9 protein-coding genes are annotated in these 12000 nt (G+C 44.2%); 7 read left to right on the top strand and 2 right to left on the bottom strand.

Annotated elements, in window-relative coordinates; translation table 11 throughout:
* Positions 1-5: 5 nt before the first annotated feature.
* Both GVO60_RS07890 and GVO60_RS07895 read left to right on the top strand, forming a co-directional pair.
* Positions 6-3314 carry an efflux RND transporter permease subunit gene (locus GVO60_RS07890; protein ID WP_159652666.1) on the top strand — a complete coding sequence of 1103 codons (3309 nt, stop codon included), beginning with the start codon at positions 6-8 and terminating at the stop codon, positions 3312-3314.
* Positions 3311-4354 (top strand): efflux RND transporter periplasmic adaptor subunit, encoded by a 1044-nt coding sequence (locus GVO60_RS07895; protein WP_159652668.1) that lies wholly within the window; start codon positions 3311-3313, stop codon positions 4352-4354. The genes GVO60_RS07890 and GVO60_RS07895 overlap by 4 nt, the downstream gene beginning before the upstream one ends.
* On the opposite strand, the gene GVO60_RS07900 is transcribed toward GVO60_RS07895, so the two are convergent.
* Positions 4345-5247, bottom strand: a complete 903-nt coding sequence (locus GVO60_RS07900; RefSeq protein ID WP_159652670.1) for an endonuclease/exonuclease/phosphatase family protein — start codon at positions 5245-5247, stop codon at positions 4345-4347. The two genes, GVO60_RS07895 and GVO60_RS07900, sit on opposite strands and share 10 nt — an antisense overlap.
* A gap of 294 nt (positions 5248-5541) precedes the next feature.
* Between GVO60_RS07900 and nrdD the strand changes: the two genes are divergently transcribed.
* From nrdD to GVO60_RS07925, 5 genes are all read left to right on the top strand, one after another.
* On the top strand, positions 5542-7662 hold the full coding sequence (gene nrdD, locus GVO60_RS07905; protein ID WP_159652672.1) for an anaerobic ribonucleoside-triphosphate reductase: 2121 nt from the start codon (positions 5542-5544) through the stop codon (positions 7660-7662).
* 81 nt (positions 7663-7743) lie between these two features.
* Complete coding sequence (nrdG, locus tag GVO60_RS07910) at positions 7744-8217, top strand: anaerobic ribonucleoside-triphosphate reductase-activating protein (RefSeq protein WP_159652674.1); 474 nt, start codon at positions 7744-7746, stop codon at positions 8215-8217.
* A gap of 165 nt (positions 8218-8382) precedes the next feature.
* The gene (locus tag GVO60_RS07915) at positions 8383-9564 is read left to right on the top strand and encodes an amino acid aminotransferase (RefSeq protein ID WP_159652676.1); all 1182 of its coding nucleotides are present in this window, start codon (positions 8383-8385) and stop codon (positions 9562-9564) included.
* An 88-nt stretch (positions 9565-9652) separates the two neighbouring features.
* Positions 9653-10297, top strand: coding sequence for an ATP-dependent zinc protease family protein (locus GVO60_RS07920; protein ID WP_159652677.1), 645 nt, complete (start codon positions 9653-9655; stop codon positions 10295-10297).
* 199 nt (positions 10298-10496) lie between these two features.
* Positions 10497-10889, top strand: coding sequence for an NUDIX hydrolase (locus GVO60_RS07925; RefSeq protein WP_159652679.1), 393 nt, complete (start codon positions 10497-10499; stop codon positions 10887-10889).
* Between the two features lie 67 nt (positions 10890-10956).
* Here GVO60_RS07925 and ylqF read toward each other — a convergent pair whose 3' ends face one another.
* Positions 10957-11892, bottom strand: coding sequence for a ribosome biogenesis GTPase YlqF (ylqF, locus tag GVO60_RS07930; protein ID WP_159652681.1), 936 nt, complete (start codon positions 11890-11892; stop codon positions 10957-10959).
* Positions 11893-12000 lie beyond the last annotated feature (108 nt).

Here is a 12000-nt window from a genome sequence, read left to right on the forward strand (position 1 = left end):
GTTACATGGAGTTACAACAGAAACAGGGAAGCATCATTCAGAGAGTGATGGAGAGTTATTTTCCACCAATCCTTATTATATTGATGGTGGCAATTGGTGGTGCGGCTTTGTGGCTGACTCCAAAAGAAGAAGATCCGCAAATTGTTGTACCTATGGCTGATGTCCTTGTTTCCGCACCGGGTTTACGAGCCTCACAGGTCGAGAAACAAGTCACGGAACCACTTGAAAAGCTTCTTAGTCAGATCGATGGTGTCGAGTATGTTTATTCGGCATCAATGGAAGGGGCAGCGCAAGTCATTGTCCGCTTTTACGTTGGTGAAGGGCGCGAAGAAGCGCTTGTAAAGCTGTACAACAAGCTCTATTCCAATCAAGATTTGATCCCTCCAGCCGTTGCAAGTTGGTTAGTCAAACCGGTCGAAATTGACGATGTGCCTATTGTTGTGGCTGCGCTGTACAGTACTGATGCTGACCAAGTGGATCGTTTTCAACTCAAGCGTATCGCTGATCAAGCAACGTTAGGCATCAAATCGATTGAAGAGACCAACTCAGTCAAGGTAGTCGGCGGAGAAAATCGCAAACTTCGTATTGAACTTGATCCTGTTGCTATGGCGAACTTCAATGTCACCATCGATGATCTTAAACGTGCATTTTCGCTGTCTCACGATAAGAAGAACGCTGGTTTTATCCAAGTGCAAGGTAGTCACTTTGTTCTTGAAAGTGGTGCGCTACTTGCGACGCTCTCTCAGGTAGAGCAGCTTGTCGTTTCGGTTGTGAATGGCAGACCAATCTACATGCAAGATGTGGCAAAAGTGTCTGATGCTCAGTCTGAAGCTGTGACAGATACTTGGATTCGTCCGGCTAATTCTCAAGCAGAGTATCCAGCTGTCTTTATCTCTGTCGCCAAACAGCGAGGCTCGAACGCGGTAGACGTTGCAAGTGACGTGCTAGCGCAGCTTGGTCGACTTAAAGCTGAGCAATTTCCTGAAGCGGTTAAGGTCGAAGTTATTCGCAACTATGGTGAAACCGCTGATGATAAGGTTTCTAATCTCATATCTAGTTTAGGTATCTCCATTTTAACCGTCGTGGTCTTTGTTGGTTTGTTCCTAAACTGGCGGAGTGCGCTGGTTGTCGCGATTGCCATTCCAATCAGCTATGGCGCTGCGTTGGGGATGGATTTGCTATTCGGTTATTCAATTAATCGAGTCACACTGTTTGCGCTGATTCTTGCTCTCGGTTTGATTGTTGACGACCCGATTGCCAGCATCGACAACATCGAGCGCTATTTAAAACGCAAAGATTTATCACGGACTAAAGCGATTGTTCTCGCGATGGCTGAAATTCGCAGCGCATTACTCATGTCAACAGTTGCTATTGTGATTGTCTTCCTACCGATGTTCTTCATTACCGGCATGATGGGACCCTACATGGGACCTTTGGCATTTAATGTCCCTATCAGCGTGATCTTCAGTACCATGGTGGCTTTTTTAATTACACCTTGGCTTGCGAAGAAAATACTGAGGGCTGCGAAAGAAAGCGGTCAGTATCAAATAGAAACCACCTTGTTGTACAAAGGCTATCGAAAGCTACTGTTGCCGTTACTGAATAGCAGAGGGAAATCATGGGGCTTCTTGGGGATTGTTTTTACGCTATTTGTTATAGCGGCTATGTTACCAGCCCTTCGTCTAGTGCCATTAAAACTGCTTCCTTATGACAATAAAAACGAGTTTCAACTAGTTTTGAACATGCCGGAAACAAGCAGCTTTGTTGAAACGTCCAACGCCCTGAGGGCGTTTGCTGACTACTTAGTTGAAGTGCCTGAAGTGGTTTCTGTTTCTGGTTTTTCCGCCACGGCTTCTCCAATGGACTTTAACGGTATGGTGAGACATTACTTTATGCGCGATCAGTCTCATCAGGGTGAATTGAGAGTGGTATTAGCGGAAAAAGATAAACGTGAGATGCAGTCGCACGAGATCGTAACGCGGCTCAGGAATGATTTGGAATCAATCGCACAAGGGTTTAACGCAGACATACAAATTGTTGAAGTTCCACCAGGACCTCCTGTCATCGCGACCATTGCCGCGGAGGTGTATGGGACGCCTACCACCAGTTATGAGCGTTTAATAGAGCAAGCGGGCGTTGTAGCGCAAAGGCTGCGTACAGAGCCGATGGTCTCTGAAGTGGACACCAGTGCTCGTGGGACTTCTGAGGTTTGGCAGTTTATCGTTGATCAAGAAAAAGCCGCTCTATCAGGTGTTTCAGTTCGAGATATCAACGACACGATCAGTGCCGCGAATAAAGGAGAAGTTCTTGGTTATTTGGCGTCGCCTAGAGAAGTCACTCCAATGCCGATTGAAGTGCGTCTACCTGTAGCCAAAAGAGACCAGTTGGACACGGTATTACAACTCTATGTTCGAGGTGAGAGAGGAATCGTTAAACGCCTTGAAGGCGGTGCATTGGTTGATGCGCCTCAACCATTGGTACAACTGAGCGAAGTGGGTCATTTTGTTAAACGTTCAGTTGATAAGCCTATCTACCACAAAAATCTTAAGCCAGTTGTTTATGTCTATGCCGAAAGTGTTGGCCGCGTACCAGGTGAGATCATTGCGGATGTTATTGCCGATCAGGATTTAGATGATAGAGAAGCGGCAACATCATGGCAGGATAGAACCTATTTAAACAATGGTTCTGGTATGGGCTGGAGCGTTGCTGATGATATTGAAGTCGTTTGGAGTGGGGAAGGTGAATGGAAAATTACCGTTGATGTATTCCGTGATTTGGGTATTGCGTATGGTGCAGCATTATTGGGTGTGTTTGTTGTTATGCTTATTCAAACCGGTTTACCGGCGGTGTCAGGAATCATCATGCTTGCCATTCCATTGACCGTTATCGGCATTATGCCCGGCTTTTGGGTGCTGAACATGTTAAGTAGTGATATCCACCAATACCCGAATCCAGCACTGTTTACGGCAACGGCAATGATCGGGATGATCGCATTAGCCGGTATTGTGGTGAGAAACTCACTGGTTTTGATTGAATTTATTCAACAATCATTACGGAGTGGTCAGAACCTTCACGACGCACTTCTACAATCAGGAGCGGTTCGCATGAGGCCAATTTTGCTTACAGCAGGAACTACCTTGCTCGGGAATATTGTTATCACGTTGGATCCTATTTTCAATGGGCTTGCTTGGGCGATAATTTTCGGCATAACCGCCTCAACAGTGTTTACCTTACTTGTTGTACCCGTCGTATACAATTTGGCCTACTTTAATCAGCCTGGGCATGGATTGCCTCAAAAGGAGATTGAACAATGAAATTAAATAATAAGATATTAGGCGCGTGTTTATTTGGCGTTCTAGCAACATTGTTCTACTACATGGCTGGTGGATTCAGTGACAAGATTCCGATGGAGCGCACCAGCGAAAAGGTTGATCTAGCACGATATAGTACTTTGACGTTGCAGCCTACGACTCAAACAATAGAGCGTGAGTTTCCCGGTGTCATAGTGGCAAAACAAAAAGCGAACATTTCGGCACGCTTGACTGCGAAAGTCGTAGAAACATTGGTTGATGTTGGTGACACTGTCACTCGGGGCGATGTTTTGCTACGACTTGATAGCGGTGACCTTGATGCTAAGGTCATTCAAACGGAACAAGCTCTTTCCTCCGCTCAGGCTCAACTGAACAATGCACGCAAGGCATTTTCACGAACGCAAGACTTGGTGAAAAAGAAACTCGTATCGCAGTCTCAATTCGATCAAGCTGAAAGCAATTTGAAAACGGCCAAAGCTAATTTCAATCAAGCGCAAGCGGCGGTAACCGAAGCGGAAACCACCTATGGTTTTAGTATTATTACCGCGCCATTTGATGGAGTTGTGACCGCTAAACCCGTAAACGTTGGGGATACAGCCACACCAGGCTCGCTCTTGCTTAGTGTCTACAATCCGCAGACGCTCGAAGTGGAGGCGAATATTTCAGAATCTGTGATACCTAATGTCACATTGGGCATGAGCACTCATGTTAGTTTCCCTACCTATAATGTTGTTGCCGATGCCGTTGTTTCTGAGTTTACACCGGCCGCAGATTCAGGCTCACGCAGCTATTTAGTTAAGTTTGATTTCACAAGTAGCGCGTCTCTCTTCCCCGGTACTTACGCAAAAGTTGTTGTTGAGATTGGTGAAGAAGAGATACTAAAAGTGCCTCAAGGGGCACTCTATCAAGTGGGTCAGCTCGACTACATCAAAGTGATTAATGATGATAAGTTAGAAACGCGTTTAGTTCAGATTGGCGAAAACGGTCGAGTGCGCAAAGGGCTTGCCGCTGGCGACAACATAGTACTGAACCCTCAGTTGTAATTTCCATTAAGCTCGGCAGTTAAAGGGCAATGATCGCTGAGCTTATAAGAAAGGACATCTCGGCTCGGGAATACATATTGTTTTGGCGTCGAAAGAGAAACAGTTTCGCTTGCCACAATATGATCGATGAGCGAACGGAAGCGATGGGTTTTATTAGGATTGTTACGAGACTTAACCTTACATAACGCTTTTGTTTTCTTGCTAGTCAGCTGAGCTTTGGTGTCATCCGTCATTGTTTGCCAAAACCAGTCACCTCGATAAGCAAGGTTGTGGTTAAAGTCGCCTAAGATGATATAACGTTCATCAGCATTTTCGCGCTCTATTATCCATTGATTAAGCTTCTCTCCTTGCTGCTTGAGCGTCTTGCAGTCTCGACTATTGTTGTATGCGCCACTACAGCGAGCTTTGAGATGCACAGACAATAAATGAATCGGTTGGCTATTCTGGGGCTCTACCATCAAATAGCTTGCAAACCTTAACTTGCTGTTGCCTCTGCTATCCAGTGAAAAGTCGGGCTTATCCGAGACTCTAACACTCTTCTTCACAGCAAACCCAGTGTACTGATTGATATCACCAAACTGCTGGTGACGATATTGTGGTTTAGAGCGGTCAGAGAAGAAGATTTGATACTCATCGCCAATTACTCGTTTGAGCGCAGCCTTATCGTTGACTTCTTGAAATGCAATCACGTCGCTATCCAATTGAGCGGCATGTTTCGCTAACGTGGCAAAATCTTCAGCACTACGATCAGACGATGGAAACTGCTTGGAGGGTTTTGACGTCAGCCATTCCATATTCCAAGTAGAAATTTTAAGCGAGTTCTCGGCTTGGGCTGAAAATGTCCACAAGGCTAACAGCGTGACAAAAATAGTACGAAATATAGTGGTCGACATACTCTAATATCAATGAATAGGTTTACAGCCTTTATCCTATAAGACCTCTAAAAAAAGCAAGCATAATTATCGCTATTCAGGCGATTTTCATCGTTTTCTTTCAAGCTGAGATCAGTGCCACTAAGATTGCGTTTATCTTAATCTAGGACCTATTTTTATTGATCGAAATCAATACTTTTGATCGGTGCTTCTCGTTAAATACGCCACAACATATAGTGTCAGTCGAATAAAAAGTAGCCCTATATAGTGTATTTGTGGATAAGTCTGTGAGTATATCTTGGGTAAGGAGAGAAGGTGAAACCAATCGTAATCAAGCGTGACGGCTCAAGAGCTCCGTTTAGCAGGGATCGCATTCAAGCTGCAGTAGAAGCAGCGGCAGAGCATGTAGATAAAGAGATCGCTATTTATGCGCTAAATGTGGCGTTAGCGGTCGAGTTGCAGCTAAAAGATCACGATGAAGTTAACATCGCTGAAATCCAAACTCTAGTTGAAAACGAGCTGATGCAGGGGCCTTATAAGTCTTTGGCTCGTGCTTACATTGAATATCGTCATGACCGTGACATGGCACGCGAGAAGCAAAGTGTGCTTACTCGTGAAATTGAAGGTCTGATTGAAGAAAGCAACGTTGATCTTATCAACGAAAATGCAAACAAAGACGGTAAGGTGATCCCAACTCAACGCGATCTTCTTGCAGGCATTGTGGCAAAACACTACGCGAAAACTCACATTTTACCGCGTGATATCGTACAAGCTCATGAAGAGGGCGATATTCACTACCACGATTTAGATTACGCACCGTTTTTCCCGATGTTTAACTGTATGCTAATCGACCTTAAAGGCATGTTAACTCATGGTTTTAAGATGGGTAATGCGGAAATTGATACACCTAAATCGATTTCAACAGCAACTGCAGTTACTGCACAGATCATTGCACAGGTAGCGAGCCATATTTACGGTGGTACAACGATTAACCGTATTGATGAGGTGTTAGAGCCATACGTAACGACCAGTTATGAAAAACACCTTAAAGTCGCGCAGGAATGGGATATCCATGAGCCTGAAGCATTTGCACGCTCACGTACAGAGAAAGAGTGTTACGACGCATTCCAATCTCTAGAGTATGAAGTTAATACACTGCATACCGCTAACGGCCAAACACCATTTGTTACTTTTGGTTTTGGTCTAGGTACGAGCTGGGCATCGCGCTTGATCCAACAGTCTATTCTTAAAAACCGCATTGCTGGCTTAGGTAAGAATCGCAAGACAGCGGTATTCCCTAAACTTGTGTTTGGGATTAAAGATGGTCTTAACCATAAAGCAGGCGATCCAAACTACGATATTAAGAAGCTCGCTCTAGAGTGTGCCTCTAAACGCATGTACCCAGATATTTTGAACTACGACAAAGTGGTTGAAATCACAGGTTCATTTAAAACGCCTATGGGTTGCCGTAGCTTCCTAGGTACATACGAAGAAAATGGTGAACTGATCCATGAAGGTCGTAATAACCTAGGTGTAGTGAGCCTGAACTTACCGCGCATCGCGATTCAAGCGAAAGGTGATGAAGCGAAGTTCTATGAATTGCTTGATAGCAAACTGCACTTGGCACGTCGTGCGCTAGAGACTCGTATCTCGCGCCTAGAAAACGTGAAAGCACGCGTTGCGCCAATTCTGTACATGGAAGGTGCGTGTGGCGTCCGTCTAAAAGCAGACGAGCCAATCGCAAACATCTTTAAGAATGGCCGAGCATCTATTTCACTGGGTTACATTGGTATCCATGAAACAATTAATGCTTTGTTTGGTACTGAGACTCATGTGTACGACGATAGCGAATTGCGCGCTAAAGCAACTGGGATTGTTAAGTACCTTAAAGATAAAGTGAATCAGTGGACTGAAGAGTCTGGTTATGGTTACAGCTTGTACGGTACACCAAGTGAAAACCTATGTAGTCGTTTCTGCCGTATCGATGCGAAAGAGTTTGGTGTTGTTGAAGGCGTAACGGATAAAGGTTACTACACTAACAGCTTCCACTTAGATGTTGAGAAGAAAGTAAACCCATACGATAAGATTGACTTTGAGATGCCTTTCCCTGAAATCTCAAGCGGTGGTTTTATCTGTTATGGTGAGTTTCCGAACATGCAGCGTAACATTGAAGCGCTAGAGAACGTTTGGGATTACAGTTATTCACGCGTTCCTTACTACGGAACTAACACGCCAATTGATGAGTGTTATGAGTGTGGCTACAACGGTGAGTTTGAATGTACAAGTAAAGGCTTTACTTGTCCTAGTTGTGGCAACCACGATTCAACCAAAGTATCGGTAACTCGTCGGGTGTGTGGCTACTTGGGAAGCCCAGATGCGCGTCCATTTAACTTCGGTAAGCAAGAAGAAGTGAAGCGTCGAGTTAAGCACCTGTAAGTGCCGCGAAGTGATTATTGATAATCACAGGTTAAGTTTGTTAGAGCCCTAGATTAGGGCTCTCTTTATTTGAGTTGGTTTATGAACTTCCACCAGTACTACCCAGTTGATGTTGTAAATGGTCCAGGCACCCGATGTACACTTTTTGTATCAGGCTGCATCCATCAATGTCGTGGTTGTTATAACCAATCGACGCAGCGTTTAGATTCAGGTCAGATTTTTACACAAGCGGCTGAAGACCAAATCATTGCGGATCTTAATGATGAACGAATCAAGCGCCGCGGTTTATCATTATCGGGTGGTGACCCACTGCACCCAGCCAATGTTGCCGATATACTTAAGCTAGTAAAGCGTGTTCGCAATGAGTGTCCGGGTAAAGATATCTGGGTTTGGACGGGTTACACGCTAGCGGAACTTGACGAGAAGCAACGTGAAGTCGTGCAGTATATCGATACACTCATCGACGGTAAGTTTGTTGAAGAGAAAAAAGACCTAAACCTCGAATGGCGCGGCAGTTCCAACCAGATTATTCATACTTTTAAATTAGAAGATTAGTCGGTAGGTAGGTTAAATTGCAGTGTTTGCATATGTTAACTGTATGTTAATGTTTACAGCTTTTTATCCTGTTTTGCTCTTAGCCGCTAAAATATTATTTCTAGATTTGTTAATTAGATGATAACGTGTCGGTCGTTACTTGAATTTCAAAGGGTTGTGACTTTCATGTTCTCTAATTTACCAACACCAACTTTAGATCCTATTCTTTCTCTTTCTGTTGCATACCGAAATGATCCTCGTTCAGATAAAGTGGACTTAGGCATTGGCGTATACAAAAACAGTCAGGGCGAAACGCCAGTCATGAAGGCGATTCTTCAAGCTCAAGATATTGTCGTTGAAACGCAAAAAACCAAATCATACGTTGGTCTTGCTGGTTGCGAAGAGTTTAACCAAAGCATGGTTGATCTTCTTCTTGATGGTACTTCTGCCATGGATCGTGTTGCTGCGATTCAAACACCGGGTGCGAGTGGCGCGCTTCGAATGCTGGGTGACTTGATGAAAGTTGCTCAACCTAATACAACGGTTTGGATCTCGAATCCAAGTTACGTTAACCACCGCCCAGTTATGGAAGCGGCTGGTCTTAAAGTGAAACACTACAGTTACTTTAGCCCAGAGACTAAGCAGGTTGATACTTCTCGTATGCTTGCTGAGCTCTCGCAAGCAGGCCCAGACGATGTCGTTTTACTTCATGGCTGTTGCCATAACCCAACGGGTGCAGATATTGACTTTGATGCGTGGAAAGCGATCACAGAACTATCGCAAAAGAATGGTTTCACTCCATTTGTTGATATCGCATATCAAGGCTTTGGTGACGGACTTGAAGAGGATGCCAAAGGCTTACGTCATATGGCAGACAATGTTGAAGAGATGTTGATCACCACTTCATGTTCGAAAAACTTCGGTCTATACCGTGAGCGTACCGGTGCGGCTATCGTTGTTGGTAAGTCGACTCAAGATGTGAACAATGCGAAAGGTAAGCTTCTTACTTTAGCGCGCGCAACTTATACAATGCCACCTGATCATGGTGCTGCATTGGTAAAAACAATCCTGCAAAATCAAGACTTAACACAAGTTTGGAAGCAAGAATTGAGTGAAATGCAACAGCGTTTGTTAAACCTTCGTCAAACTTTGTGCCAAGAATTGAGAAATTCCCACAATACTTCACAATTCGATTTCATAGAAAGCCACAAGGGCATGTTTACTGTGCTAGGCTTTAGCCAAGACCAAATGATGCAACTTCGTGAAGAGTATGGAATTTATGGCGTTGGAGATGGTCGTATTAATATTGCAGGCTTAACGGAAAAAGATATTCCTTATGTCGCTCAAGCAATCGTAAACGTGTCGTAATAGGTAGCGTATTTTTGGTTACTAAGGCTCACGTTATGTGGGCCTTTTTTGAATGTAACGAACTTTGTCAATTGAATTAGGTGGTCGAATGAACAAAACGTGGAAGCTTATAATTCCTGTTGTGCTTAGTGGTGGTTTGATGGCGTGTTCGACAACAGGGCAAACTCCTGTTGAATCAGATCAGAAGACAAACGTTGAGGTGCCTAAAGTAGAGCAGCCTCAAACAGAAGAGAAAGAAAACGCAAAAGAAACAAAACCTGCAGAAAAACCAAGTCAACCAGAAGTCGTATTGAAGGCTAAGAAAACATCTGACGGCAAGCTAATACTTGGTGAGAAAGAATGGGTTTACGTTCCAGGATTGGAACAGAATTTTAAAGCTCGTGTGGATACTGGGGCGACAACTTCATCAATCAGTGCCGTTGATATCGAGCCTTTTGAACGCGATGGCAAAGATTGGGTCAAATTTAAGATTGAACACGATGGCGTGAAGAGCAATGAAATCGCTCTGCCTGTTCAGCGTTGGGTTAAGATTCGCCAATCAAGTGCGGATGGCACTCAAAAACGAGCAGTAGTGGATGCTTGGATTCAAATTGGTGATTTGAAAGAAAAAACAGAATTTACCCTAGCAGATCGCACTCATTTAACATTCCCACTTCTTTTAGGCCGTAGTTTCTTTAAAGATGTTGCGGTAGTGGATGTTAGCCAGGTATACATTCAAGACAAACACAAATAATCGTGTTCAGTTAACATAATCAACCGGTACCCGTTCAAGGTGCCGGTTTTTTTGTGCTGCAAAACTACAAATGTGAATTACTTCATAAGCACAAACGCGTCCATTACGTTATTATCCACGCAAACGATTAAGTCGAACGCCAACACAATAATGGCGAACCCCCAGTCAGCATCAAAAGTACGGAATTAAGGAGCAAGGCATGAAACACTTATCTATGGCGGTCGTAGTCAAGGATGGAAAGGTGTTGGTTCAAGAGCGTTATAGAGCGTCGAAAGGCATGGTTGTGGAATTTCCTGGTGGGCAGGTGAATCACAATGAAACGGGCACAGATGCTGCGGTTAGAGAGCTGTATGAGGAAACTAGGTTACAGGGCTTAAAACACGTTGCCACGTTTTCAGATGTGAATGAATATGGCGGACGCATCTATTACGCAGTGTTGGAAGCTGATGAGCAAGTTCAACCTAAAGCGGTTGGAGAAGATCGTCGTCAGACGTTTAAATGGTTAAATCTAAATGAGTTGCCCTTAACGGACTTCTACTCTGCGGATATTCAGTTTATCAATAAACAGTTGCCAGAGTTTTGCACAGCTTAAATACTGATCGTTGAGTAAATAAAAAGGGCGGATAATCCGCCCTTAGTCAATTTAGTACGTCTTATTATTAGCGTTTGTTTTTCAAGTAACGCTTGCGGCGCTCTTCTTTCTTCTTCGCTTTTTCTTCTGCTTTACGCGTAGCTTCAATTTCTACTTCGATCAATTCTTGCGTGATCATTTCAGGAAGCTCTAGTGTTACTTGTCCAAGTGTACCACTACGAAGTTCATGGAGTAGAATCTCAGAACACTTGTGTAAATCGACACGCCCACCAGCACGAAGCGCGCCACGTTTACGACCAATTTCTTCCATTACCTCAATATCACTTTCAGGCAATTCATCGATCTGGTAGCGCTCTTTTAAACGCTCAGGATACGCTTTCGCAAGGTACTCTACGGTGTAAAAAGCCACTTCGTCATATTCCATCGCCGTGTCTTTCACCGCGCCAGTTGCTGCCAGTCTGAAACCACTATGTGGATTCTCTACTTTTGGCCACAAAATCCCTGGAGTGTCGGAAAGGACAATACCATTTTGCAGGTTGATACGCTGTTGGCGACGTGTCACCGCAGGTTGGTTACCCGTTACGGCTATGGTTCGGCCCGCCAATGCGTTGATGATGGTAGATTTGCCCACGTTTGGGATACCCATGATCATGGTGCGAATGTTTTTACCGATCTCTTCTCGGTGTGGAGCAAGTTTGCGTACTAGCTCCATGATTTTTTGAACTTCTTGTTGTTGAGAAGTTGTAATAGCGATCGCTTTTACGTTGTGTTCTTTTTCAAAATGGTCAATCCAAAGTTGAGTAAGCTCTGGATCGGCAAGATCTCGTTTATTCAGCACTTTTACGACAGGCTTATCTCCCTTGAGCTCGGCGATCATAGGATTTTCGCTGCTGAAAGGGATACGAGCGTCAAGCACCTCAATAATGACATCAATTTGAGGAATCGCTTCGGCAATCTCTTTTTGAGCCTTGTGCATATGGCCTGGAAACCATTGGATAGACATAGAATAACCTTGGAATTCTTAATTTTCGTCAATTGTAAGGGTTATCCGCAGAGAGTAAAGCGCAAAAGGGTGTCTGAGTTGATCAAACCCCGGCCGTGAATGACGGCC

It is taken from the genome of Vibrio atypicus (assembly GCF_009811315.1).
GTDB lineage: Bacteria > Pseudomonadota > Gammaproteobacteria > Enterobacterales > Vibrionaceae > Vibrio > Vibrio atypicus.